19 protein-coding genes are annotated in these 26,391 nt (G+C 64.1%); 13 read left to right on the top strand and 6 right to left on the bottom strand.

The features are described from left to right. Nucleotides 1-20 precede the first annotated feature (20 nt). Complete coding sequence (locus GM672_RS19665) at nucleotides 21-2,927, top strand: type VI secretion system Vgr family protein (protein ID WP_155472232.1); 2,907 nt, start codon at nucleotides 21-23, stop codon at nucleotides 2,925-2,927. 18 nt (nucleotides 2,928-2,945) lie between these two features. After that, nucleotides 2,946-5,261, top strand: coding sequence for a hypothetical protein (locus GM672_RS19660; protein WP_155472231.1), 2,316 nt, complete (start codon nucleotides 2,946-2,948; stop codon nucleotides 5,259-5,261). Between the two features lie 16 nt (nucleotides 5,262-5,277). Here the strand turns inward: GM672_RS19660 and GM672_RS19655 are convergent, their stop codons facing one another. Together GM672_RS19655 and GM672_RS19650 are read right to left on the bottom strand one after the other, a co-directional pair. Beyond that, nucleotides 5,278-6,201 (bottom strand): formylglycine-generating enzyme family protein, encoded by a 924-nt coding sequence (locus GM672_RS19655; protein WP_170300154.1) that lies wholly within the window; start codon nucleotides 6,199-6,201, stop codon nucleotides 5,278-5,280. Between the two features lie 165 nt (nucleotides 6,202-6,366). Then, nucleotides 6,367-7,386: a formylglycine-generating enzyme family protein gene (locus tag GM672_RS19650; protein WP_155472229.1), complete on the bottom strand. Its 1,020-nt coding sequence runs from the start codon at nucleotides 7,384-7,386 to the stop codon at nucleotides 6,367-6,369. A gap of 358 nt (nucleotides 7,387-7,744) precedes the next feature. On the opposite strand from GM672_RS19650, the gene GM672_RS19645 reads away from it, so the two are divergent. Then, nucleotides 7,745-8,305, top strand: coding sequence for a PEP-CTERM sorting domain-containing protein (locus tag GM672_RS19645; RefSeq protein WP_155472228.1), 561 nt, complete (start codon nucleotides 7,745-7,747; stop codon nucleotides 8,303-8,305). Nucleotides 8,306-8,679: 374 nt separating this feature from the next. After that, entirely contained in the window at nucleotides 8,680-8,970 is a 291-nt protein-coding gene (locus GM672_RS19640) for a hypothetical protein (protein WP_155472227.1), read from the top strand. An 87-nt stretch (nucleotides 8,971-9,057) separates the two neighbouring features. Here GM672_RS19640 and GM672_RS19635 read toward each other — a convergent pair whose 3' ends face one another. After that, nucleotides 9,058-9,945 carry a CPBP family intramembrane glutamic endopeptidase gene (locus GM672_RS19635; protein ID WP_155472226.1) on the bottom strand — a complete coding sequence of 296 codons (888 nt, stop codon included), beginning with the start codon at nucleotides 9,943-9,945 and terminating at the stop codon, nucleotides 9,058-9,060. 46 nt (nucleotides 9,946-9,991) lie between these two features. Next, nucleotides 9,992-11,089, bottom strand: coding sequence for a glycosyltransferase family 4 protein (locus tag GM672_RS19630; RefSeq protein WP_211517395.1), 1,098 nt, complete (start codon nucleotides 11,087-11,089; stop codon nucleotides 9,992-9,994). A 104-nt stretch (nucleotides 11,090-11,193) separates the two neighbouring features. Between GM672_RS19630 and GM672_RS19625 the strand changes: the two genes are divergently transcribed. The 4 genes from GM672_RS19625 (at nucleotide 11,194) to GM672_RS19610 (ending at nucleotide 15,237) form a co-directional block, all read left to right on the top strand. Next, on the top strand, nucleotides 11,194-12,000 hold the full coding sequence (locus GM672_RS19625) for a class I SAM-dependent methyltransferase (RefSeq protein WP_155472225.1): 807 nt from the start codon (nucleotides 11,194-11,196) through the stop codon (nucleotides 11,998-12,000). A 113-nt stretch (nucleotides 12,001-12,113) separates the two neighbouring features. Further along, entirely contained in the window at nucleotides 12,114-13,577 is a 1,464-nt protein-coding gene (locus GM672_RS19620; RefSeq protein WP_155472224.1) for a lipopolysaccharide biosynthesis protein, read from the top strand. A gap of 11 nt (nucleotides 13,578-13,588) precedes the next feature. Further along, nucleotides 13,589-14,518 (top strand): glycosyltransferase family 2 protein, encoded by a 930-nt coding sequence (locus tag GM672_RS19615; RefSeq protein ID WP_155472223.1) that lies wholly within the window; start codon nucleotides 13,589-13,591, stop codon nucleotides 14,516-14,518. Continuing rightward, nucleotides 14,518-15,237: a hypothetical protein gene (locus GM672_RS19610; protein ID WP_229417831.1), complete on the top strand. Its 720-nt coding sequence runs from the start codon at nucleotides 14,518-14,520 to the stop codon at nucleotides 15,235-15,237. The genes GM672_RS19615 and GM672_RS19610 overlap by 1 nt, the downstream gene beginning before the upstream one ends. On the opposite strand, the gene GM672_RS19605 is transcribed toward GM672_RS19610, so the two are convergent. Continuing rightward, nucleotides 15,219-17,300, bottom strand: a complete 2,082-nt coding sequence (locus tag GM672_RS19605; protein WP_229427762.1) for a glycosyltransferase — start codon at nucleotides 17,298-17,300, stop codon at nucleotides 15,219-15,221. The genes GM672_RS19610 and GM672_RS19605 overlap by 19 nt on opposite strands. Nucleotides 17,301-17,658: 358 nt before the next feature. Here GM672_RS19605 and GM672_RS19600 point away from each other — a divergent pair, with 358 nt between their 5' ends. The 5 genes from GM672_RS19600 (at nucleotide 17,659) to prsR (ending at nucleotide 25,016) form a co-directional block, all read left to right on the top strand. Next, nucleotides 17,659-18,948, top strand: coding sequence for a nucleotide sugar dehydrogenase (locus GM672_RS19600; protein WP_155472222.1), 1,290 nt, complete (start codon nucleotides 17,659-17,661; stop codon nucleotides 18,946-18,948). A 52-nt stretch (nucleotides 18,949-19,000) separates the two neighbouring features. Continuing rightward, entirely contained in the window at nucleotides 19,001-20,044 is a 1,044-nt protein-coding gene (locus tag GM672_RS19595) for an SDR family oxidoreductase (RefSeq protein ID WP_155472221.1), read from the top strand. 73 nt (nucleotides 20,045-20,117) lie between these two features. Further along, a complete protein-coding gene (locus GM672_RS19590; RefSeq protein ID WP_155472220.1) occupies nucleotides 20,118-21,521 on the top strand; it encodes a TIGR03013 family XrtA/PEP-CTERM system glycosyltransferase in 1,404 nt (467 codons plus the stop codon). 37 nt (nucleotides 21,522-21,558) lie between these two features. Continuing rightward, nucleotides 21,559-23,634 carry an XrtA/PEP-CTERM system histidine kinase PrsK gene (gene prsK / locus GM672_RS19585; protein WP_155472219.1) on the top strand — a complete coding sequence of 692 codons (2,076 nt, stop codon included), beginning with the start codon at nucleotides 21,559-21,561 and terminating at the stop codon, nucleotides 23,632-23,634. 17 nt (nucleotides 23,635-23,651) lie between these two features. Then, entirely contained in the window at nucleotides 23,652-25,016 is a 1,365-nt protein-coding gene (prsR, locus tag GM672_RS19580; RefSeq protein WP_170300153.1) for a PEP-CTERM-box response regulator transcription factor, read from the top strand. Here the strand turns inward: prsR and GM672_RS28405 are convergent. Continuing rightward, nucleotides 24,989-26,391: hypothetical protein (locus GM672_RS28405; RefSeq protein WP_170300152.1), on the bottom strand; the 1,403-nt coding region annotated here is incomplete at its 5' end. The genes prsR and GM672_RS28405 overlap by 28 nt on opposite strands.

Genomic DNA, 26,391 nt, shown 5'->3' with positions numbered 1-26,391 from the left:
TCTGTCGGGGAGTTGCGCATATGGCTGGACTGTCCCTTAGGCTGCTGCGGCAGCTGTCGTCGTCCGATTTGTCCCAACGGGACAGTTTATTACGGCTTGCTACCCCGTTGGGACAGGACGCATTGCTGGTCGAATGCGTGCGCGGCGAAGAGGGCCTGAGCCACGGCTTTTCATTTGCCATCAGCGCGCTGTCGGTGGACGCGAACCTTTCCCTGAAATCGCTGATCGGCCAGCCCGCCCTGCTGCAACTGATGACGGCGCACAGCCGCGACGTGCTGCGGCCGTTTCACGGTCACGTCACCGCCGTCGAGCACAGCGGGTCCGATGGCGGCCTGGCCCGCTACCGCCTGACCCTGGAGCCATGGACCCGCTTTGCCAGCCTGGGACGCGACAGCCGGGTGTTCCAGCATATGACGGTGTTCGACATCATCGACGCGGTGTTCCGTGAATACCAGAGCAAGGGGCGCCTCGCGCCCGAGTGGCGTTTCGATATCGTCGACCGCGACGTCTACCCCGTGCGCAGCCTCACCACGCAGTACCAGGAAAGCAATTTCGCCTTCGTGGCACGGTTGATGGCGGAAGAGGGCCTGTTCCATTTCTTCGAGCACACGGACGACCCGGGCAGCCCGTCCCTGGGCAGCCACACGATGGTCATTGCCGATCACAACGGGGCTTTCCAGCCCAACTTCCAGCCGCAGGTGCGCTTCACCCAGTCCAGTGCGGTGATGAAGGAGGACGGCATGGACCGCTGGCGCATCGAACAGCGCCTGCGGGCCGGCGCGGTTGAGCTGGACAGCTGGGATTACCGCGCGCTGCGGCAGCGTTCCGTCAGCACCGGCGGCCACGGCGCGGCACTCACCGACCACGACACGCGGGGTCAGTATGCGTACACCACGCGCGAGCACGGCCAGCGCCTGGCCGACCGGCACCTGGAAAGCGTCACGGCGGGGGCGGAGCTGTACGTGGGCGCCGGCACCGTTCGCACCCTGGCGCCAGGTACCACGTTCACCCTGCACGGCCAGGCCCAGCTGGACGCCGCCGACGACGCCGCCCGCACCTTCGCGGTAGTGCGTGTCGTCCACCTGATGCACAACAACCTGACAGCCGCGCTGCAGGCATGCGCGACCGCCTGCCTGGGCCCAGGCGCGCTGGCCTTGCAGCTGGCCGGCGAGCAGGGCACCAGCTTGCATGCGGTGGGACCCGGCAAGGGCGAGCGGCCCTTGTACCGCAACCGTATCGATGCCATCCGCAGCAGCACGCCTTACCGCACCGGCCCGGACGCCCACCCGCAGCGGCCCCGGGTACAAGGGCAGCAGACGGCCATCGTCGTCGGGTCGGCCGGTTCGGTGATCCATACGGACCGAGACCACCGCGTCAAGGTGCAGTTCCACTGGCAACGGGGCGAGCAGGGCCAAAGCCGCCTTGCCCACCCGGCCGGCGACAACCACACGGGTGCGCCGGGCGACGACACGGCCGGCACCTGGGTGCGCGTGGCAACGCCGCTGGCCCCGGTGGCGGGAGCGAACTGGGGCAGCCATGCACTGCCGCGCGTGGGCCAGGAAGTGCTGGTCGATTTCCTCGAAGGCGATATCGACCGGCCCGTGGTGATCGGCGCTGTCTACAACGGCCGGGGCCAGATGGACGCGCAATACAACCAGGTTGCCGGCGGCCCGGGCGGCAGTACGGGAAATGCCGCTGCCTGGTTCCCCGGCGAAAGCGGCAGCCACGCCCACGCGGCCGTACTGTCGGGCATCAAGAGCCAGGCAATGAAGGACAGCCAGGCTGGCGCCGGTGCGTACAGCCAGCTGGTACTGGACGACTCGCCTGGCCAGTCCCGGCTGTCGTTGCAGCGCCATGCGGCCGCCCACGACGGCATGGACGAACTGAACCTTGGCATGCTGCGTCACCAGACCGATAACCGGCGCCTGCATCCCACCGGCTTCGGAGCCGAGCTGAAGACGGCAAACGGCTTAGCAATGCGCGCGGGCAGGGGTCTGCTGCTCTCTGCCGATGCGCGCGGCAATGCCAGCGGCACGCAGCTGGACGCACGCGAGGCTGGCAGCCAGGTCGGCGCCAGCAAGGCCTTGCAGGAATCGCTGGCATCGGCTGCACAGCAGCACAACGCCAAACTGGACGGTGAACCGGCACCGGCAAAACTGCCGGCCACCACGGAACTGGCGGACACGCTGGCCACGCTCGATGCCACCGATGGGGGCGAGCATACGAATCCCGCCACTGCCTTCAGCCAGCCGCACCTGCAGCTCAGCGCGCCTGCCGGCATCGTCGCCGTCACCCCAGCCAGTGCCGTGATGTTCGCGGGCGCCACCACCAGCCTGACGGCCGGCCAGGACATCAATGTCGCGGCCCAGGGCAGCTGGCTGAATGGCTTCAAGGATGGCATCACCTTGTTCACCTACGGTAAAGCCAGTGCCGGGGACAAGCCCAATAAGGAGACGGGCTTCGCCATGCACGCAGCCAGCGGCAAGGCCAGCGTGCAAAGCCAATCGGGCATGACAAAGCTGGCGGCGGCAAAACGGGTGACGGTTGCCAGCGTCGCCAAGAGCGTGATGGTGGCGGCCAAGCAGCACGTCATGCTGACGGCGCAGGGCGCCTACCTGAAGCTCGAAGGCGGCAACATCATGCTCCACGGCCCCGGCAAGATGTCCTTCAAGGCCACATCGAAGGAGCTGGCGGGTCCCGCCGACGGCAGTTTCAATGCGCCGGCGCTACCGTCGGCAAAACCCCTCTACGACGAACAGTTCGTGTTGCTCGACAAGCATTCCGGCGAGCCGATGGCCTTTGTTGCCTACCGCATCGAAGGCCCGGAGGGCGTGCTCGCCCGCGGCGTGACGGATGCGACCGGGCATACACAGCGGGTGCATACGGGCTTCAAACGCCAGACCTTGCAGCTGTTCCTGGACGAATGACGACAACAGGGAGTTTCCATGCCAGACGATACCGCCGCCCAGCGTCCGCAACCAATCAAGGAGGGCGTCACCAATCCCACCCGGGGTTCGAAAGTCCAGGCGCAGGCTGAATATGGGCCGATGTTTTTGTTCCGCCCAGAAACGGGTGAAATCATTGCGGTGCCAGCTCAGGAAGTCAACGTTATCAATAAGGAAATTGGCGAGTGGAACATGCTGATCGCTACGCTGCACGCTGCCAATGCCCAAGTCCAGTTCTTCGACGACGAAATGGTGAAGCAGGCACTGCAGCCGGATCGAATGACGCCGGGCGCGCACAACACGGCACAGCGAAATTGGGAAATTGCCGCCGACTGGCAGGAAGAGGTGATCGATACCTGCCAGCTCAAGATCAAGTCGCTTGCCAAGATCGGCTCTGGCGGGAAGCAGCTGGTGGAATTGATTCCGCTGCCATCCATTGGGTCGGGCAAGATGGAAAACAAAGCAGGCGAAATGAAAGAAGGGAAGTACACGAAGGAGATTAAGGCCTCATGGGGGACAGGCACCAAGAGCGTGCCTTCGAAGGACTGGATACGGCCCCGCAAAGGTAGCCTCGTTTATGTCGACTCGGAGAAACTCAAATCAAACTGGCCAAAATTCAAGGACCCCGACAACCTGAAATGGGCCGACGTCGTACAAAAAGACGCGAGCGGTAAATGCAGCATCAATGGCATGAAAGCGCTGAGATACGTCAAACAAACCATGGGGAAAGCGAATTTCCAGCTAAAGGACTTCGTCAAACTCGATGTCGACGTCGAAGGCTCCATCGGCAGTTGGGCCACCGCGTGGAACGCCGATACGAGCAACACCGCCAGCGGCAAGGTAAAAATCACTGCCGGGCCCGTCACTGGTGACGTTGAGCTCGACGCCGGTGCGCAGTTCATGCGTTACCTGTATGGCGGTAGCTTGAATTTGACCTTCGAGCCTACCAAGGCTGACGTGGCATTCCGCGCGGAGGGCCATGCGGAGCTTGCAATTGCCGAAGCAAAAGCGACGGCCACGGTTCATTTCCCAGCCAAGGAAGGCTGGATGTGGACTCTGCCTGCGCCCCTGGCCGACATAGGTGTCGCCGCCAAGGATATTGACCTGGGGGCCGTTCGCCTTACCGCCACGCTCGAACTCAAGGGTGCTGTTGGCGCGAGCGTCGCGGCGGAAATAAGCCTGGGTGTGGAAAACAGGATTGGCCAGACGCCTGTCATCGTCGGCAAGAAGACCCGTAAGCGCCGCCGGCGCCGCGCCAAGAAGGTTTCAGTAGTCGAGGACATGGGACCAGAAAAGAAAATGCGTGTCGCCGGTGTCGAAGGCACACTCGACGCGTTTGCCGGCCTCAAAGCCGACGCTGAAATCAAGGGAGCCATCGAGTGGCGCAATCCCGAAAACCAGAAAAAGGAATTCGAGGCATTTGCTGTCATTGCGCCAGCATTGGGCGCCATGGCAGGTATTGGGGGCACAGCCAAGCTGTTAGTGCAATATGCCGATGGAATTTTCCGGGTACATGCGGATGCTGCGCTCTGTATTGGCCTGGGTGCGGAAGGCAAGTTGTCCTTTGAGGTGAGTGCCAAACTGCTTGTCAGTTTTGTCAAGTGGTTTTTCTACCAGCTTTATAACGCAAATTTCAAGCGACTTGATTTTTTAGAAGAGTCGGCGTTTACCGCGATGAAGTACCTGTATTTTCTGGCAATTGTACAGGGAAACAATATACTTAATAACTTTGGCATGGTGGAGTCAGAGTTGGCTTTAAAAATCCGCCAAGTTAAAAGCAAATTCAGCGATGCGAAAGCTCGCCATCAACTTGCTCAACGCATTCTTGCCGATCCCGAAGCGCTACGCTATGCGCCACCGGAAACCAAAGGAATGCTCATTCATGACTTATGCAGTAACAATAATGTCGACTGGATGCAGAGTGGTTTTGGCATCGGTAACAGCTATTTGATCGAACAAAAATCGGCAATCAAGAAAATTCTTATGCAGTGGTCGCACACCAGGACGGAATGCGAGAACACTATTCAGCATATTTCTGCCGATGGTGCAAAAGGAAGCTATCTTGCCAACCTTGCCCGACTTAAGCGCTTTTTGAATCAAGAGCTGCCCGGTAATATTGATTTGCCAGGAGTTAATACACAGCATGGTGAGGATTTCGACGTATGGTACGAAAAACTGTCGGCATCACTTAAGGATGGGCCTACGCGAGGTTTCCATATCGTGCCGAGCAATTCCCTTCAATATGCCATGGAACGCAATAAGGATTTCGATCACCCACTATTCGCATCTGCCGGCGAAGGTGCATTTTATGCATAAAATCTGAGCAGAAGAATTATCGTGCCGGGGTAGATTGCTGGACTGTGCAACGCAGCCCTTGGGACTGATAATTTGGGGGAGCCGTACCAAAGTCTTTCATTTCTTCGGGCAGCGCGACGAGTGGCCTCGAGCGCCTGTACATCGTATTCGGAAGGATGGAGTCGCCTACCGGCCATCCCCGCGCAACCTTCCTTACTCCTTCAACCGGACCTTTGGGGTCTATTTTCGGCGAATATGTATAATAATCCTTGTCAAACCAGTCATTCACCCATTCTTCGCCATCATGTGCCATGTCGTGGAGCCCCAATGGGTTGGGGGGAAAAAGCCCAACTGGATAATGACGGAGGCCGGTGAATGGAGTAAGAAAGGAAATATGACCAGCTGCCGGAACATTTCGACCGTAATCGATATTTCCGTTGTCTGTCGCCCATACGAAGAATTTACCGCGGCTACGCGCCGCATATTCCCATTGTGCTTCGGTGGGCAAATCAAAAGGTAGTTTCGTGATTTTTTCCAGCCATTGGCAGTAGTCTTTAGCACGTTGCCATTGAACTCCAGCTGGTGCTGCCGGATAGCGCTGTTCCATCCCATACGGATCGGTAGCCGCCCGTTCCGTCCCAGTGGCATCGGTGTACACATCGAACTCAGCATAAGTCGTTTTGTACTTCGCAATCGAAAAACTCGACAGCTTAACTTCGTGCACTGGTTTGCTGGTTGGATCCACGCTGTACGGCAATTTCTCTGGCGACCAAAGAGGACCGAAATCGCCCATCATGAAGGTGCCGCCTTTAACAAAGACCAGGTCCGCTACAACCTTCTTCCTGAGTCTTTCAACTCTTTCCTCAATTGGGCCCTTGCCCAGCGCTTCGAGCTCTGTTGCTAGGGCAGCGGGCTGCTTAAGCGCAACCAGTTTCGATTCGTCGATGTACTGCTTGCTCATTTGCGGAACCTTTGGCGGGTTGACTGGCGTGGCACCCCCAGACTTGAACAGGCAGCACAATATGGCGGCTAGCTGCAGCTTCGGAAGAGGTGACATTTTCATTCCTTTCGAAACGGGTAATGAGTCATTACAGGTCGGCTTCTGATGGGTATTGCATATGCGTGACTACTGAATCGACATCGGTTGTTTGACAGCACATCGCACCTTGAATGAAAAGTAGCTCGGCTCAACCATACCAAAGTCTCCGAGGTCCCTGGGATACTCGATTAATGGCCGAGCACGGCGGAACATGGTGTTTGGAACGATAGAGTCACCGTTTGGCCATCCCCGTACTGCTTTGTGCAATCCTTCGGGGGGGCCTTTAGGATCTGCTTTCGGTGAGTGTTCATAGTAATCCTTGTCAAACCAGTCGTTCGTCCATTCCTCACCATTGTGGGAGGCGTCGTATAATCCCAAGGGATTTGGCGGGAATAGGCCTACCGGATAATAATGATGTCGATTGGATGGGGTAAGTAATTTCTTTTGATCGGCTGCAGGAATGTTTCTCCCGAATTCAATGCTCCCGTTGTCGGTTGCCCAGACAAAGAACTGACCACGGCTGCGCGCTGCATATTCCCATTGCGCTTCGGTGGGCAGATCAAAAGGCAAGCTTGTGATTTTGCCTAACCACTGGCAATAATCCTTGGCACGTTGCCATCTGACACCAACTGGCGCCTGGGGATAGCGTTGCTCGAGCCCGAAATCATCGGTAGCCGCCCGCTCCGTCCCCGTCGCATCCGTATAAACATCAAACTCGGCATACGTCGTCTTGTATTTCGAAATCGAGAAGCTCGACAGCGTCACTTCGTGCACCGGCCTGCTCGTGACGTCGAAGCTGTAAGGCAGCTTCTCCGGCGACCAGAGCACGCCGAAGTCGCCCATCATGAACGTGCCGCCCTCGACAAAGATCAGGTCGGCGATGACCTTTTTCTTGAGACGCGCCACTCGTTCCTTGATCGAGCCCTTGCCCAGTGCGTCCAGTTCCGCCGCCAGCGCGGGTGGCTGTTTCAGTGCCACGAGCTTCGATTCGTCGACGTACTCGCTGTTCATCTGGGGGATTTTCGGCGGCGTGACGGGCGCGGCATGGGCATGGGTGAACAGGCAGATCAGCGCGGCGGCTGGCAGCAGGTTGGCGCGACGTAACATGATCGTTCTCCGAGTGATGTTGATCGGAGTATAGGGAAAGCTCTGTCGCCGGTGGCATGGCAGCGGCCGGTCATGTCCTGGGTCAAACGTCGTGTGGCGCGCCGAAAACAATGTGCAGGACCAAGGTCGCGCACGCTGTCTATGAAGGCGATGTTTTCCCGCGATCTGTCACCTGTTAGCACGAAGAATGTGTTGCGGCCGGTGCCAGCTTGCATTGCTATTATTTTAAATGGGGCAAAAGACAGGATATTCTTTTGTTAAGCACGGGGTATGAAAAAATGCGCCAAGGTCGTGCTACTCTAACTATCGGTAAACAATCACGTTTATCTGTTAGTGCAAATTATAAGGGGAGTCACACATGTTGAAACAACTTGCTTGCGCCGTTTTTCTGGCCGTCAGCGCGGCCGGCGTGTCGGCGCAAACGCACTGGGATTTTATGTACACGGGGTTTGAACATCAGGAAACCGGCATCTTCGATCCTACCTTACAGATCCAGGGTAGTTTCGATGGGGTGGATGCTGACCTGGACGGTATCCTTGAGCATAACGAAGTGACAAGTTTTACGCTCGACACCCTGGAGTATGTCGATAACCCCGACGGCTGCCGTATTAATTCGTGCTCCCTTTTGAGCTTCAGCTACGGCACGCACAGCGGAAAGCTCAACTTCGAATCCTCGTCGTATTATGCGGACGATTTCAACTACAGCTACTCATCTGTGATCGCCGGCGTGCGGTCGGCCCATCAAGGCGCCAACGGCAGCGGCGAATCATTCACCACTACCCTTGTGTGGACTGACCAGACCAAGTTCTGGATTTACCCCGTAGCGACGCCGGTGCCGGAACCTTCGACGATGGCGATGCTGGGCGCCGGTCTGCTTGCGGTCGGCCTCGTCCGACGCCGCGAGCGCAGCAAGGCCTGACGAGCCTGGCGGGCGGACATACTGCTGCCCGTCATTCCTCAATGCCGCGCCCGGCGTGCCCGGGATACGGCCTCCCCCAACGCGGGGGAGGCCGACAAACCTTCTACCAAATCATGACATTTGGTGAAATCTTTATCCGTATCATCCTACTGCACGCACGCAGCATGATCCGGCCAGCAACGAACCCGCGTTCCACCCCCGCCAGTTGCCCCTCCTGCTTCCTGTACCCGATGTGGCGTCCCAGGCACACGGTCAGGCCTGGTAGCCTTTCCAAAAATTAATTCTGTAACAAGGGCCGTGTTTGTAATTGTTTCACCCGTGTGTCCGTTATCATGAGTCGTATATAAAAAAAGAAGTTTTTTGGGAGTACTACTATGTTTTCAAACCGCAAAAAAGGGCGGAAGGAACCTGTTCGCCTGAATGTTGGAACGTTGGAGTTTGAAGTGAGTTACTGGCAGGAACAGCGGCACACGAGCAGGGATGTACCGGATCTCACGATGGACCAGCCTACTCAACTGGACTATCGCTATACCCCGGTCAAGCCTGCGCGTGAAAGCTCGCGTGCCCTGCTGCGCCGCGCGCTGCGCCGGCGTCTTGTTGCTGCTGCCTCGGCACCATGGTCCCTGCTGGGCTTCCCGGTGCATGGGAGGAAAGTGATCCAGTAAGCTCGGGATCACGACGGCACGGCAGTATTCACGCCGCCCCGCAAGGGCCGGCGTGCTTCGTCACGTCTGTTGTATCTGGTCCGTATGTCAGGCCGTCGTGCGCACCAGTACGGGCCCCGTCACCAGCACGAAGCGCAGCGCGTTGACGGTGAAGTGGGTCAGGATGGCCGCTTCGATGCGCCCGCTGCGCCACGCCGCGATGCCGTAGCCGACGCCGGCCATCGTGGCCAGCACGATCATCGGCACGCCGCCGCCCAGGTGGGCGATGCCGAACAGGACCGACGTCACGCCGATCGCCAGTACCACGCCATGGCGCTTGCCCCGCAGGCCTTCGAGCAGGCGGCCCTGGATGAAGCCCCGGAAGAATGCTTCCTCGGCCATGCACGTCACCAGAAGGTTCGACAGCAGGAACAGCGGCGTGTGCGCCGGCAGCTTCAGGTCCCACACCACCACGCCGGCCAGCAGGGCGCAGCCGAGAACGGCAACGGGCGTAACCACCATCACGGGCCACATCCGCAGTGCGGCGCACCATTCGGCGCGAGTGCGCGCGGGCGCGCCGAAGAAGGCCAGCAGGATGATGCCGGCGGTGGCCTTGTCGATATTGAGGTATTGCGTGACCGGCGCTGCCAGCGCGCTGGTGCGGATGTCCGTCACCAGCAGCGGATTGTGGAAGCCGGGCGCCTTGTGCAGCGCCATCGCCAGCGCGACGATGAAGATGGCGGCGAACAGCAGCACGCGCAGCCATACCGAGGCGCTGCGTTGGTATGCCGCGCACAAGGCGACCAGCAGCAGCACGACGGCGAGGCCGGTCGCGGTGACGGCGCGAGCGGCGACGGCAACGGCCAGCGCGGCGCCCAGGCCAACGGCCCACGCGGGGATGCGGCGGGGCGATGCGATGGCGGGCAGCGGCGGCAGCCACAGTGAAACGACGGCCAGGGCCAGCAGGGCGGCGAGCACGATCAGGAGTGGTGTCATGTAGGGTAACGAAGGATGGAAAAAAGGCCGCGGTGGCGGCCCGGATTCAGGCGGCGCCGCGCCGGGGCAGGACAACCGGGCGGTTGCGGCCAGCGCCCGATTCGGCCAGCACCTCGTGATACACGGCCATCAACTGCTCGGCCACGACGCTCCAGCGCAGGTGCGCCACGGCCTGGCGGCATCGTGCCGGCGGTGCCGGTTGCGCCAGCGCGGCCGTCAGCAAGCGGCGCAGGCGCGCCACGTCATGTGGGGCGTGTTCCTGGACGACGGCGGCGGCATCGGGCAGGGCCATCGAATGGGCATCCGTCATCACGGCCGGGGTGCCGGCCGCCAGCGCTTCCATCACGGACAGGGGCATCACCTCGCTTTCGCTGGGCAGCGCGAACACGGTGGCGGCGGCATAGGCCGAGGGCAGGGCCGGATCGTCGTAGGGCAGGCGGCCCAGGTAGCGCACGTCCGCCGCGGCGCTGACTTCGGCCAGGTAGTCGCGGTGCTCGCTGAGGCATTCGCCGATCAGCACCAGCGGCGTGCCGCTGCCTTGCAGGGCGCGCGCCAGGGCCAGCTGGTTCTTGTGCGGATTGACGGCCGCCACGTTCAGCACGAACGGGCCCTCGATGCCGAAGCGGGTGCGGAAGGCTTCCGGGGTGGCGTCGAAGAAGCGCTGCGTGACGCCGTTCTCGATGACGGTCACGCGGCGCTCGGCGATGCCGAAGGCGGCGGTGATCGACTGGCGTTCCGTCTCGCCCAGCGCGACGAGCTTGTGCGCCAGTTGCAGGCCTGCGTTGATCTGCGCATAGCTGGTTTGCAGGTGCCAGCCGGTCAGGCGGCTGACGATGCGGTCCAGCCAGCGTTCGCGCCGGCCCGTGAAGCGGGTCCATGAGGGCCGGATCAGTGGCGACAATACGACACCGCAGCCCAGGCTGCGGCCTGTTTCGACGATGCGGTGGTTGCCGTTGATGGCGCCGAAGACGTGGACGATGTCGTAGTCGGCCAGCGATTCGCGTTCCGGTGCGGCCAGGCGTGCGTCCGCGCCCAGTTCGCGCAGCGCGGCTATGGTCTCGTTGATCTGCACCTGCAGGCCGCCGGTACGCTGGTACAGCATCGGGTAGGACAGCATCGCAATGCGCAGCGGCGCCTGGGTCATCGATCGCTCACGGGGGCAGGGTCAAAGTGAGTCATCTTAGCAACATGGGGTTATCTTTACAACAAGCATGGTGGTATTCTGCCCCGATACCGGGGAGGACCGCGATGACCGTTTCTGTTGCGTTGGGGCTGGCACTGCTGGCCATCCTGTTGCTGGCGACCCTGCTGATCGCCGCGTACTCACTGCACAAGGTGCGCGCTGCCCACCTGATGCTGTATGAGCTGCGCGATACGCTGGAACAGGGCGGCAACCGCCAGTTCCGCCAGCTCGAAGCCTTGCACGGGCTGTATATAGAACTGAAGCTGGACAAGAGCCTGCCGCCCACGCGGGGCTGGGCCGCGTCGCCCGATTTCCTCATCGAACTGGCGCGCCATGCGCGCGAGGCCCGTCCCGGCATCGTCGTCGAATGCAGCAGCGGCACGTCGACGGTGGTGCTGGCCCGCACCCTGCAACTGAACGGGCGCGGCAAGGTGTACAGCCTGGAACACGATCCCCATTACGCCCAGCTGACGCGCGAGCTGCTGGCGCGCCACGGCCTGTCCGAATGGGCGGTGGTGCTCGATGCGCCGCTCGAGCCGCTCGACGTCGGCAACGTGCCCTACACGTGGTACCGGGCCAGCGTGCTGCCGGCGCTGCCGCAGATCGACATGCTCGTCATCGACGGGCCGCCACAGGCCGTCGGCCGGCTGGCGCGCTACCCGGCCGGTCCCGTGCTGCTGCCACGGCTGGCACCGGGCGGCGCCGTGTTCCTGGACGACGCGGCGCGGCCGGACGAGCAGGAAGCGGTGCAGCGCTGGCGCGACGCGTTCGCCGACCTGCAAGTCTCGACGCGCAATTGCGAGAAGGGCTGCGCCGTGTTGCAGCGGCCCGCCGCGGCGGCCGTGGCGGAATCGGTCACACGGGCGGCCTGATCCCGGTCAAGGCTTGTAAAATCTCGAAAATGCGGACGAGAATGTTGCTACAATAACATTCTCGTCCGGTGCCGTTGGGGTGCCGCTCGCGTCCGGTGCCACGAAAGCGAAATGTGAACGCGACCAAACTGTCCCTGCTGATTTCCTTCGCCGAGAAGTACACGGTGCTCGTCATCGGCATCGTCAGCAGCATGATCATGGCGCGCCTGTTGACGCCCGCGCAGGTGGGCATCTTCTCGATTGGCGCCGTCGTCGTCGGCGTCACGCAGCTGATCCGCGACTTCGGCATCGGCCAATACCTGATCCAGGAACGCGAGCTCACCGCTGAACGCATCCGCGCCGCCTACACCCTGACCCTGGCGATCGCGTGGACCATGGCCGGCCTGCTGGCGCTGTGCAGCAATCCCATCGCCGCCTTCTACGGCGAGCCGGGCGTGGGCCAGGTGCTGCGCATCCTGGCGCTGAACTGCCTCCTGATTCCATTCGGCTCGATCACCCTGCCCGTGCTGCGCCGGCACATGCGCTTCGGCGCCATCTACTGGATCAATGTCGCCAACGCGCTGGCCAACCTGGCGGTGTGCGTCATCCTCGTCAAGCTGGGCTACGGCTACCTGAGCCTGGCCTGGGCCGCCGTGGCCGGCAGCGTGGCGACGGTGGCCGTCAGCCTGCTGTTCCGCCCCGCCGAGATGCCCTGGCTGCCCGGCTTCGCCGGCGTGCGCCGGCTGCTCTCGTTCGGCGCCTATGCCACCGGCTCGAACGTGCTGGACGAAGTGGGCGTGGCCGCGCCGGACATGATCATCGGGAAGGTGCTGAACGTGGAAGCGGTGGGCCTGTTCGGCAAGGCCCAGGCCGTGCTGAACATCTTCAACATGCTGATCACGAAAGCCGTCACGCCCGTGATCCTGCCCCTGTTCGCGGCCCATTCGCGCGACGGCCGCGACATGAAGCAGGTCTATCTGCGCATGGTTGGCTACATGGCCGGCCTGTCCTGGCCCTTCTATGCCGTGCTGGCAGTGCTGACCTTCCCGCTGATCCGGCTGCTGTACGGCGACCAGTGGGATGCCTCGGCACCGCTGGTGCGCATCATGTGCCTGTCCATCGCGCTGTTTTCCCTGTTCGGCCCCGCACGCGACCTGTTCGTGGCGATGGGCCATGTGCGCCTGCGCGCCCGGCTCGAAGCGGTCAGCGTGCCCCTGCGCGTGATCGGCATCGCCGTGGCCGCGCCGTTCGGGCTGGAGGCCATCGCCTGGAGCATCGCCGTCACGACTATCCTGCGCTCGATACTGATCTACCGGGGCCTCGTCATGCTGACGGGGCTGGGCCTGGTCGAACTGTGCGCGGCCCTGGGCCGCAGCGCCGGCGTGACCTTGTTCGCGGCCTTGCCGCCGGCCCTGCTGATGCTGGTGCCGAGCCTGGCCAGCGCGGCGCCGGCCGTCGTGCTGGCCGCCGCGGGCGGTGCCGCGCTTGTGGGCTGGCTGGCCGGCATCGTGCTGCTGAACCACCAGATGAAAGCTGAACTGATCAACGCTTCGCGCCAGCTGTCGCATCGCCTGGCCTTGAAACCGGCGCGCCGCTAGGACCCCATATCATGCCACTCCATTCCATCATCATGCCGGTGTATAACGGCGCAACCTATCTGGCGGACGCCATCGACAGCATCCTGGCGCAGACCTGCACGGATCTCGAACTGATCGTCGTCAACGATTCCTCGCGCGACGCCTCGCTGGCCATCGCCGAAAGCTATGCGGCGCGCGATGCGCGGTTGCGTGTGGTGTCGACGGCGATTAACTCCGGCGGGCCCGCGCTGCCGAAGAATGTCGGGCTGGCGCTGGCCCAGGGCGAGTTCATCTCCTTTTGCGACCAGGACGACATCCTGCAGCCGGACAAGCTGGCGCTGGCCACCGACGTGCTGCGCCGCCATCCCGAGCTGGACATCCTGTTCGCCGACTTCCAGCCCTTCGGCACGGCGCTGTCGCAGCAGTCCGGCTACCTGGCGCAGAAGGGCTTCGCCGACAAGGCACGCGACTACCTGGTGCCGCTGGAAGAGAAGCTGTACGCCTGCCGCAATTTCTGGGGCTGCATGGCCGGCGTGCACACGGGGATGAGCACGCAGACCATCGTCTGTCGCCGCGCCGTCTTCGCCGACAAGCGCTTCGACATCCGCTACCGCATCGTCGACGATATCTCGCTGTGGTACCGCTTTGCCGAAACGGCGCGCATCGGCTACCTGGACCGCACGGTGGCCCTGTACCGGCATCACGACGACGCATTGACTACCGACAGCGAGCTGCTGACGCGCGAGACGCTGGCCTTCCACAAGGAGAATTACTTCCGCCAGTGCCACCTGTTCGACAAGGCGGAGAACCGGCGCTACCGCAGCATGCTGGCGCGCTTCTTCGTGCGCATGGCTTCGCGTCCGCGCATCACGGCGCTGGAACAGCGCGCCAACCTGGCCGAGGCGCTGACCTTCGACTTCCGCCTGCAGACCCTGCGCTGGCTGCTGCGCACCTTCGCCTGATGCTGGCGGCGCTGACGCAAAAGCTGCGGCAGAACGTCAGGCAGCTGGGCTGGTGGGACGCGGCATTCTACTTCCTCGGCCTGGCACTGCGTCCGGTCGGCATCCGCCTGTACAAATACGAGTTCGTGGCCCAGCCCATCGCGGCGAACGAGCTGGCGCGCGGGCGTGGCAAGGCCATCGACGTGCGGCTGGTGACGGAGCAGGGTGGCGTGCCGCTCGACTATCCGCGCCCGGCCCATGTGGTCGCCGACCGCTTCGAACAGGGAGCCTTCACCTTGCAGGCGTGGAAGGGCGAGCAGCTGGCCGGCTTTTTGTGGCTGCTGCACCGGGGCTACCGCGAGGACGAGGTGCGCGCCGATTTCCGGCTGGCCTCGAGCGATTCGGTGTGGGATTTCGATGTCTACGTGGCGCCCGAGTTTCGCCTGGGGCCGACCTACCTGCGCCTGTGGGACGAGGCCAATACGCTGCTGCGCGCGCGCGCCGTGCGCTGGACCTGCAGCCGCATCTCGTCGTTCAACGTCGCGTCGCGCAACGCCCATGCGCGGCTGGGCACCGTGCGCATGGCCGGTGCCGTCTTCGTTTGCGCAGGCCCCGTGCAGGTAAGCTTCATCACGCAGGCGCCCTACCTGCACCTGTCGTGGCGCGCGGCCGATGCGCCGCGCCTGGTGTTCGACACGGCGCCGCTGCCGGCGCCCGCCGCTCAGACGATGCCGCGGTAGAAGGCGCGCACCAGTTCGGCTACTTTCCCTTCGCTGAAGCGTTCGATGACGTCCTGGCGGCCCGCCACGCCCATGGCCGCGCGCCGCGCCGGGTCGCGCAATAGCGCGGCCACGTCGGCCACCGCCTGGGCTTCGTCGTTAGGTGCGATCAAGAGGCCGCCCGGCGCGCCGGCCAGCACGTCGGCCGTGCCGGGCACGTTGGTGCCCACCGCCGGCACGCCGCAGGCCATGGCTTCGATGGTGGCGATGCCGAAGCCTTCGTTGCGGCTCATCAGGATATGCAGGTCCATGCCGGGAATCAGCGTCTCGACCCGCTCCTGGAAGCCGGCGAAGACGACCCGGTGTTCCAGGCCGCGGCGGCGCACGTCGGCGCGCAGGTCCGGCTCCAGCGGGCCGGTGCCGACCAGCACCAGGTACAGCTGCGGGAACCGCGCCTGCAGGGCCGCGAACAGCGACACCAATGCGGCCGGCTGCTTCTGGTCCGCCAGGCGCGCCACGCAGCCCAGCACCAGGCCCTCTTCCGGCACGCCCCAGGCCGCGCGTGCCGCCGCACGGCGCGTGGCCGATGGCTGGAAGCGTTCCGTGTCGACCGAGTTCGGGATCACGGCCAGGCGGGCTTCCTGCGGGATCAGGTCGCGGTACAGGGCCAGGAAGTGCTGCAGCGCCGATTCGGAAACGGCATACACGCCCTTGACGCTGCTGAAGGCCTGGCGTGCCACGGGCTGGTGCCAGGCACTCAGCTGCTGCTTCGGGAAGGCATTGTGGACGCTGATAATGGTGGGCAGGCCGCAGCGCTGCGCCACGTACAGGGCCGACAGGCCGTAGGTCGTCCAGCAGAAGGCCACGTGCACCAGGTCGGGCGCGTGACGGCGCATCTGCGCGGGGCCGGTCAGGCTGGCGCGCCAGCGGTTCAGCCGGTGCCAGCGCCACTGCTCGAACACGGGCGGCAGGTTGATGCGGCCCGTATCCAGGCCTTCCTGGCGCAGGGCCTGGCGCCACGTGGCGCTGCCGGGGAAGTCGGATGGCGCCAGCGTGGCCGGGCAGCCGGCTGCGTTCAGGATGCGCGCTTCCTGCGCCATGCGCAGCTCCATGCCGCCCAGCGCGCCGGAGAAGCTGGTGATCAGCACGCGCCGCGTGGCCGGGCCGGGGCCGCCGCGCCAGGCTTCGTGCACGTAGCCGCGCAGGTAGGCCATCTCCCAGCGGCTGAGGAAGCGGGCATCGCCGTCACCGCGCAGGGTGGCGCGGGTCCAGCGCAGCATCTCGAGCGCGTAGCGGGTAAACATCCAGCGGGGCACGCCGAACAGGTAAGGGTAGGGGCCGCGCCGGTCCTGGCGGAACTTGCCGCGCCCGAAGCGCCAGGCCCGCTGCACCACCGAGGCCTCGGTCAGCTGGTGGGCGCGGATGAAGTGGGCCACCAGCGCGGCCGGGCAGAACCAGGACTTCTCGCCATGGTCGGCCAGCATGCGCGTCAGTTGCGTTTCGCTGCCCATCGCATAGGCGCCGCCGTTCGGGCCCACCGTTTCGTCGAAGCGGTAGCCGGTATCGAACACGCGGCGGCGCACGGCCATGTTGGCGCCCCAGATCAGGCCTGCGAAGATGGGGCCTTCGGGCAGGTCCGGCCCCGTGATGCCGAAGGTCAGGCCCAGCGGCACCAGACGCGTGACCCAGTCGGCCGGCGGCGCTTCCCAGTCCGGCACGATGGCGCCGCCGAACAGGGCGTAGTCGGGTTGTTCGGCCGCCGCGCGGGCCAGTTCCGTCAGCCAGTGGGGCACCGGGGTGGCATCGTCGTCGGTGAATACCAGCAGGTCCGTTTCCGGCACCGCCAGCGCCAGGCCCAGCGCGCTGTTGAGCGCCACGTTCTTGCCGGCGCGGGGTTCGAACAGGTAGGTGAGCGGCAACCGGGCCGCGAACGACTCGACGATGGCGCGGGTGGCGTCGGTGCTGCCGTTGTCGACGACGATCAGGCGATAGCCGCCGGGCGGCGCCATCAGCGCGCAATAGCCTGTCAATACCTTCGGCAGCGTTCGGGCGCCGTTACGGGTGGCCATCAGCACAGTCAACACGTCAATCTCCTTGCGCAACCGCCGATGAATTCTTGGTTAGAAACTATTGCTAAAAAGAAAATGAAAAATCAGATTTGTATAACTTCATACATTGTTGCGAACTGGGCAGGTCTGACTCGGTTTTTCGAGAAATATTGTGACAGCGAATTATCTCGGTAGTAAAATCGATTGTAGCAATTTTGCAATACTGTTGTAAAATTCGCACGCTCTACCGTTGTCCTGAAGCTTACAGGGTAGCCAGCTGTCCCATAAGAAAATACACGTGTTCGTTTGAGCCAAGCCGAAGACTGAAAATACGGAAGGCCTAACGTTCACTATAAAAAGCAATGTCGCTTTTTGTTGGAACTGGGGAATCAAAATGAAAGATGACGCGATCATAGCGGTGGTCGGGCTCGGCTACGTCGGCCTGCCGCTGGCTGTAGAGTTTGGCAAGAAGCGACCAACAATCGGTTTCGATCTGTCCGAAACCAAGGTCGGGAACTACAAGCGCTTTATCGATCCGACCGGCGAAGTGTCTTCCGACGACCTGCGCGCGGCGGCCCACCTGTCCGTTACCACCGATGCCGCCGCGCTGGCCCAGGCCGACTATATCGTCGTGGCCGTACCCACGCCCGTGGACAGCGCGCACAATCCGGATTTCGGTCCGCTGATCGGCGCTTCCATCAGCGTCGGCAAGCACATGAAGCGCGGCACCATCGTGGTCTACGAATCGACCGTGTATCCCGGCGCCACCGAGGAAATCTGCATTCCGCTGCTGGAGAAGCATTCCGGCCTGAAGTGGAAGGAAGACTTCCACATCGGCTTCTCGCCCGAGCGCATCAACCCGGGTGACAAGCAGCACACCCTGACGACGATCCTGAAAGTCGTCTCCGGCGACGACGCGCCGACCTTGGACGCCATCGCCCGCCTGTACGAATCGATCATCACGGCCGGCGTCTACCGCGCCTCCAGCGTGAAGGTGGCCGAGGCGGCGAAAGTCATCGAGAACACCCAGCGCGACCTCAATATCGCGCTGATGAACGAGCTGGCCATCATCTTCGACAAGATCGGCATCGATACGCTCGAAGTACTGCAGGCGGCCGGCACCAAGTGGAACTTCCTGCCCTTCCGTCCGGGCCTGGTGGGCGGCCACTGCATCGGCGTCGACCCCTACTACCTGACGCACAAGGCCGAGATGGTCGGCTACCACCCGCAGGTGATCCTGGCCGGGCGCCGCATCAACGACGGCATGGCCAAGTTCGTGGCCGAAAAAACGGTCAAGCAGATGATCGCCTCGGGCGCCCACATCAAGGGCGCCAAGGTGAACGTGCTGGGCCTGACGTTCAAGGAAAACTGCCCCGACCTGCGCAACTCGAAGGTGGCCGAAGTGGTGGCCGAGCTGCAGTCGTACGGCCTGGACGTGCACGTGCACGACCCGGTCGCCGAGGCGGACGAGGCGATGCACGAATACGGCATCACGCTCAAGACCTGGGACCAGCTGCCCCAGGCCGACGCGGTGGTGGCCGCGGTGTCGCACAAGGAACTGTTGGCGCTGTCGCTGACGGACCTGACGGCCAAGTTGAACCAGGGAGGCTGCTTCATCGACGTCAAGTCCCAGTTCAATATGGCAGGCCTGCAGGAAGCCGGTTTTTCCGTCTGGCGCCTGTAGCCGTGCGGAAGGCGCGCAGCCTTCCGTCACTTCACCGTGACAACCGAAAGGCATGAAAGCCGTGAGCAAGTTTGAAGAAGTGCGGGCGCACCTGCGTGGCCGGCAGTATCACTGGCTGGTCACCGGTGCGGCGGGATTCATCGGTTCCAACCTGGCCGAGGCGCTGCTGGCGCTGGGCCAGCGCGTGACGGGGCTGGACAATTTCGCCACGGGCCACCGGCACAACCTGGACCAGGTGCGTCTGGCCAGCGGCGCCGCCTGGGACAACTTCCACTTCATCGAAGGCGATATCCGCGACGTGGCGACATGCCGCGAAGCCTGCACGGGCGCCGACTTCGTGCTGCACGAGGCGGCGCTCGGCTCGGTCACGCGCTCCATCGAAGACCCGCTGGCCACGCATGCCACGAACATCACGGGCTTCCTGAACATGCTGGTGGCCGCGCGCGACGCAGGCGTGCAACGCTTCGTCTACGCCGCATCGAGCTCCACTTACGGCGACCATCCCGGCCTGCCGAAGGTGGAAGACCAGATCGGCAAGCCACTGTCGCCGTACGCGGTGACGAAGTATGCCAACGAGCTGTACGCGGAAGTGTTCGCGCGCAGCTACGGCACGGCGTCGATCGGGCTGCGTTACTTCAACGTGTTCGGCCAGCGCCAGGACCCGGAAGGCGCATATGCCGCCGTGATTCCGCAGTGGGTCGCGGCGATGATCGGCGACCGTCCCGTCTTCATCAACGGCGACGGTGAAACCAGCCGCGATTTCTGCTACATCGACAACGTGGTCCAGGCCAACCTGCTGGCCGCGCTGGCCGATTCGCCCGAAGCCGTCAACCGCGTCTATAACGTGGCGGCCGGCGAGCGCACCAGCCTCAATGGGCTGTACGACATGATGCGCGAACTGCTGCAGGAGCGTTTTCCGCACCTGCGCCAGGCCGCGCCGCAATACAAGGACTTCAGGGCCGGCGACGTGCGCCATTCGCAGGCCGATATCACCCGGGCGCGGGAACTGCTGGGGTACGCGCCGACCCATCGCATCGGCGCGGGACTGCAGCAGGCAATGCAGTGGTATGTGCAGCAACTGACCAGCATTCGATAAATGCAGTGCCGTGCACGGCGCGTGGGGACGCGGCGTGCACAGGTACCGAAACGTTGTGCCCTGGGGGGTAAAAATGCTAAGAATCTCGAATCACTACATCTCCAAAGTGGTGTTCAGCCTGTTGTTCCTGGAGGTGCTGATCCTGATCGGCTCCTTCTATGCCGGGGCCGGCCTGCGCTTCTTCGACGGCGCCGCCTTCGTGCTGCCCAAGCTGGACCACTTCTTCATGTCGGCCTGCGTGTTCGCCGCCGCCATCGTGTTCAGCATGAGCGCACTGGGCATGTACCAGATCAACTTCAAGGGCGGCCTGCGCACGCCGTTCTTCCTGCAGCTGATGCCGTCCTTCGTGATGGGCTTCTGCATCCTTACCTTGGTGTTCTACATCGCGCCCGACTTGTATTTCGGACGCGGCATCCTGGTCCTCGTGTTCGCCATATCCGGCGCCGGCATCCTGCTCTCTCGCGCGATGCTGCTGAAAACCTCGGAAACCCGTTTCCTCGAATCGCGCATCATCTTCATCGGCTGCGGTCCGCTGGCCAAGGAATGCGGCGAACTGGCCCTGCGGCCCAGCAACTACCGCAAATACCACGTCGCCGGCTATGTCCAGGTGCCGTCCGAGGAAAGCGTCGTGCCGGCCGAAAGCCTGCTGGCGTGGGAGGACGGCCGCTCGCTGGTGCAGCTGGCCCACCGCAACCGCGTCAGCGAGGTGGTGGTCTCGGTGCAGAACCGCCGTGGCGGCACCTTCCCCATCAAGGAACTGCTGGACTGCAAACTGTATGGCATCAAGGTGACGGATGCCGCCACCTTCTTCGAACGCGAGACCTGCCAGATCCGCGTCGATTCCGTGCAACCGAGCTGGCTGGTGTTCGGCGGCGGCTTCGACCAGAGCTTCCTGCGTACCTTCATGAAGCGCGCCGTCGACGTCGTCGCCAGCCTGGTGCTGCTGGTGGTGACCCTGCCCGTCATGCTGATTACCGCCCTGGCCATCTTCATCGAGGACCGCGCACCCGTCTTCTACGCCCAGGAGCGCGTCGGCAAGGACGGCCACGTGTTCCGCGTGATGAAGTTCCGCAGCATGTTCACCAATGCCGAGAAGTCGGGCACGCCGCAGTGGGCATCGAAGAACGACCCGCGCATCACCCGCGTCGGCAATATCATCCGCAAGCTGCGGATCGACGAGCTGCCGCAGATCGTCAATGTGCTCAAGGGCGAGATGAGCTTCGTCGGCCCGCGCCCGGAGCGGCCATACTTTGTCGACCAGCTGACCCAGCGCGTGCCGTACTACAACGTACGCCACAGCATCAAGCCGGGCATCACGGGCTGGGCACAGGTGCGCTACGGCTACGGCGACTCCGTCGAGGACGCGGTGCAGAAGCTGCAGTACGACCTGTACTACGTCAAGAACAACAGCCTGTTCCTCGATGTGCTGGTCCTGATCGACACCTTCAAGGTGGTGGTATTCAGGGGAGGCCGTTGACCGGCCGGCGGCCAGCCAACGTCCGGTGGAAGCGCTGATGCCCGTCAGTACCGCCATCTTCAGTTACGCCAGCGCCGCGCTGGCGTTTGCATTATTGTGCCTGTTGCTGCTGACCGCCTGGCGCCGCCGTTCATATGCGGGCGCGATTGCCGCCGCCAGCGCCGTGATGGTGTTGTGGAGCGCGTCGATGATCTGGCTGGCGCGGGGCGGCCATTCGCTGCTGCTGGCCGAATGCGTCGAACTGCTGCGCCAGGGCGCGTGGACGGCCGTGCTGCTGGCACTGCTGGGCCACCTGCGCCGCCGGCCCAACGAGCGGCGCCGCAGCCGCATCGCGCTGTGGGTGGTGCTGGCCTATGCGGCCCTGCTGGCTGCGGCGGTGGCGAACCTCCTGTTGCCGTCCGTGCTGATGTTCTACGTGACCACCATCGGCCGCGTCGCGCTGCCCGTGCTGGGCATGCTGCTGGTCGAGCAGCTGTACCGCAACAAGGCGGCCGAGGAACGGTGGGCCATCAAGTTCGCCTGCCTGGGCATCGGCGCAATCTTCGTCTACGACTTCTACATGTACAGCGACATGCTGCTGTTCCGCGAGCTGAACGTGGAACTGTGGGGCGCGCGCGGCATCGTCAACGCGCTGACGATGCCGCTGATCGCCGTCTCGCTGGCCCGCAATGCCTCGTGGTCGCACCAGATCGCCGTGTCGCGCCGCATCCTGTTCCACTCGGCCACCCTGGTGGGCGCCGCAGTCTACCTGCTGGCCATGAGTTCGGCCGCCTACTACCTGCGCTTCGTCGGCGGCGAATGGGGCAGCCTGATGCAGCTGGCCTTCCTGTTCGGCGCCACCGTGCTGCTGGTGACGGTGCTGTTCTCCGGCAGCTTCCGCGCCTGGCTGCGCGTCTTCATCAGCAAGCACTTCTTCCGCTACAGCTACGACTACCGCGACGAGTGGCTGAGCTTCACGCGCACCCTGTCGCAGCAGGGCCCCGGCCTGGGCGTGCGCAGCATCCAGGCCCTGGCCGCGCTGGTGGAGAGCCCCGGCGGCGCCTTGTGGATACGCCGCGATACGCAGGACATCGACCGCTTCGAACCCTTCGCTCACTGGGAAGTGCCGCCGGCGACGGCGATCGAACCGGCCGGCACGCCGTTCTGCGTGTTCATGGAGCAGAAGCAGTGGGTGGTCGAAGTCAATGTGCGGGGCGAGCGCCGTGCCCCGGCCGACGATCCCGCCGCGCCGCCGCCGCTGCCGGCCTGGCTGGCCGTGATGCCGCGCGCCTGGCTGGCCGTGCCCCTGATGCTGCACGGGCGCCTGTTCGGCTTCGTCGTGCTGCAGCGCCCCCGCAGCAATATGAACCTGAACTGGGAAGTGCTGGACCTGCTGAAGATCGCCGGCACCCAGGCCGCCAGCTACCTGGCGCAGCAGGAGGCCGACAGCGCGCTGATGCTGGCGCGCCAGTTCGATTCCTTCAACCGCCTGTCCACCTTCGTCGTGCACGACCTGAAGAACCTGGTGGCCCAGCTGTCGCTGCTGACGGCCAACGCGGAAAAGCACCGCGACAATCCCGAGTTCCAGAGGGACATGCAGGACACCGTCAGCTACTCCGTGCAGAAGATGAAGCTGATGCTGCAAAAGCTCAGCCGCGGTGCCACCCAGGGACGGGCCCGACCCCTTGCCGTCGACCAGTTACTGAAACAGGCCATCGCCCTGAAGGCGGCCTTCGAGCCGCGCCCGGTGCTGGAAGTGCAGCAGCCCGACCTGCCCGTGCTGGCCGACCCGGAGCGGCTCGAACGGGTGCTGGGCCACCTGATCCAGAACGCCATCGAGGCCACGCCGAAGGAAGGTCGCGTGACGGTGCGCGTCGCCGGCGACGCCGACCAGGTGACGATCGATATCGCCGACACGGGCCAGGGCATGAGTGAGGAATTCATCCGCGAGCGGCTGTTCAAGCCCTTCGATTCGACCAAGTCGGCCGGCATGGGCGTGGGCGCCTTCGAAAGCCGCGAATATATCCAGGAACTGGGCGGACGCCTGGCCGTGCGCAGCACGCCGCTGCAGGGCACCACGTTCACCGTCAGACTGCCGCGCTACCGCGTGCACGCCGTCGAGCAAGCCGCCTGACCAGCCAAAGGACTGTTGTGACGCAAACCAAACCGAAACTGCTGATTATCGAAGACGACCCGGGCCTGCAGAAGCAGCTGCGCTGGAGCCTGGACGCCTATGACGTCGTGGTGGCCGGCGACCGCGAAGCCGCGCTGGCCCAGCTGCGCCGCCACGAGCCGGCCGTCGTGACGATGGACCTGGGCCTGCCGCCCGATCCGGACGGCGCCACCGAAGGCCTGGCCACCTTGCAGCAGATGCTGGCGCTGGCGCCGGACACGAAGGTCATCGTCCTGACAGGCAACCAGGACCGCTCGCATGCCGTCAATGCCGTCGCCATGGGCGCCTACGACTTCCACCAGAAGCCGTGCGAACCCGAGCTGCTGAACCTCGTGATCCAGCGCGCCTTCGTGCTGCACGGCCTGCAGCAGGAGCACCGCCGGCTGCAGCAAAGCCAGGCCGATTCGCCGCTGACGGGCATCATCAGCCGCGACCCGGCCATGCTGAAGGTATGCCGCAACGTGGAAAAGGTGGCGCCCAGTTCGGCCACCGTGATGGTGCTGGGCGAAAGCGGCACCGGCAAGGAGGTGGTGGCTCGCGCGCTGCACCAGCTGAGCCCCCGCGCCAAGGAACGCTTCATGGCGATCAACTGCGCCGCCATTCCCGAGACCCTGCTGGAAAGCGAATTGTTCGGCTACGAAAAGGGCGCCTTCACGGGCGCCGTGAAGCAGACCAAGGGCAAGGTGGAACTGGCCCACGGCGGCACCTTCTTCCTCGACGAAGTGGGCGACCTGCCGATGCCGCTGCAGGCCAAGCTGCTGCGCTTCCTGCAGGAACGCGTCATCGAGCGGGTCGGCGGCCATGAGGAAATCGCGGTGGATGTGCGCATCATCTGCGCCACCCACCAGAACCTGAAGGCGCTGGCCGGCACAGGGCGCTTCCGCGAAGACCTTTATTACCGCCTGTCCGAAATCGTGCTGACCATTCCGCCGCTGCGCGAACGCAGCGGCGATGCGGTGCTGCTGGCCCAGCATTTCAAGAACCGCTTCTGCCGCCAGGAAGGGCGGCCCACGTTGACCTTCTCGGCCGATGCGCTGGCCCAGATCGCCCAGCATGCGTGGCCCGGCAATGTGCGCGAAATGGAAAACGTCATCAAGCGCGCCGTCATCATGGCCAGCGGTTCCATCATCCTGGGCGAGGACCTGGACCTGGGCATCGAGCAGCCGTCGCCGCGCCCGTTCAACCTGCGCGAGGTGCGCGACAAGGCCGAGTACCAGGCCGTGACGGCGGCGCTGGCGGAGGTGGACGGCAATATCGTCAAGGCCTCCGAGCTGCTGGGCGTGAGCCGCCCGACCCTGTACGATTTACTGGAACGTCACGACATCAAGGCTTCGGCCGGCTGACCGCGGCGCGCGCCGGCGCGGCGCACGGGCCGCACCCGGGCCGGCACCAGGGCGCCGGCCAGCACCAGCAGCAGGAGCAAGGTCGCCAGGCGCGGCACGTCCGTGATGCTATCGAACAGGCCCACCATCATGGCACCGGCCAGCGCGGCAAGGAACACGGCGCTCAGCTGCTGCCCCGCCAGCGCGCCTTGCAGCAACCGCGCCACGGCGGCCAGCAGCAGCAGGGCCGCGACAGCCGCGCCCACCCACCCCAGTTCGAATACCGTGTTCAGCGCCAGGTTCTTCACGTGCCACGGCATGTGATTGCGGTCGCTGCTGAAGAACCAGTAATCGTGGGCGCGCGAGAAGCTGCCGTTGGCAATCAGTTCGCGGCCGCTGCCGCGCCCTCCGCTGAGCTCGCGGACGCTCACATTGTCCACGTCCAGCGCGCCGCTGGACGATTCGCTGGCGACCTGCAGCTGCACCGGCGCCTGGCCGGCCAGCCAGTGCGGCGTGAAGCGGGCCGTCACGGTGCCCTCGTAATGCTGCCAGCCCGTCTCGCCTTTTTCCGGGCGCAGCTTCAGGTGCTGGCAGCTGCGCGGATACAGCAGCCACCGTTCGCACAGGGCCACGCGGGGAATCACCTGGTCGCCGCTGCGGCGCAGGTCCAGCGCCACGGCATAGGTGGCGCCGGGCTCCACGTCGACATGCTGCAGGAAGCGCAGTGCCTCACCGTAGCCGATCGCATACTGGGCCGCGCCGATGCGCAGGAACAGGTTGTCGCCCTCCTGCTCGTAGCGGAAGGTGCCGGGCGTTTCGCCATGCGTGTTGCGCCACAGGTAGGTCACCGGGTAGCGTCCCAGCCCCATGCCGAAGAGCTGCGTCGAAAGGTCCTGGTCCATCATTCCCAGCGCCTCGCCCCAGTGCTTGAACCGCACCTGCAGGTCGCGCGACACGGTGGCGAAGCGCACTTCCGTGTAATAGCTGGCGCTGACGGGAATCACGGTGGCCAGCACGATCAGGCCGCAGAAGGCCAGCATCAGCGAGCGGTGATCGAGCCGCCACAGTGGCCGGGGCAGCAGGCGATGTGCCGCCAGCAAGGTCACGGCGACGAGCACGACGGCGGCGCTGGGCAGGGCGGTGGCGCCGCTGTGGTGGTAGGCCACCAGCAAGGTGGCCAGCATCAGCGCCGGCAGCGCAGCCAGCATCAGGCCCACGCCCAGGCCCGCATGGCGGGTGAACAGCAGCATGGCGCCCGCGCCGCCGGCCGCGAAGGCCAGCGTGTAGGCGACATAGACGCCTTTCGACTGCGCCGACCCTGCATCCGGCGCCAGCAGCGCCAGCGCCGCCGCGGCCAGGGCCAGCACGACGCCGGCCGTGCCGGCCAGCAGCGGCG

The organism is Pseudoduganella buxea (assembly GCF_009720835.1).
GTDB lineage: Bacteria > Pseudomonadota > Gammaproteobacteria > Burkholderiales > Burkholderiaceae_D > Rugamonas > Rugamonas buxea.
Note: the sequence above shows the minus strand (reverse complement) of the source record. Positions and strands in the feature narration are given on the sequence as shown.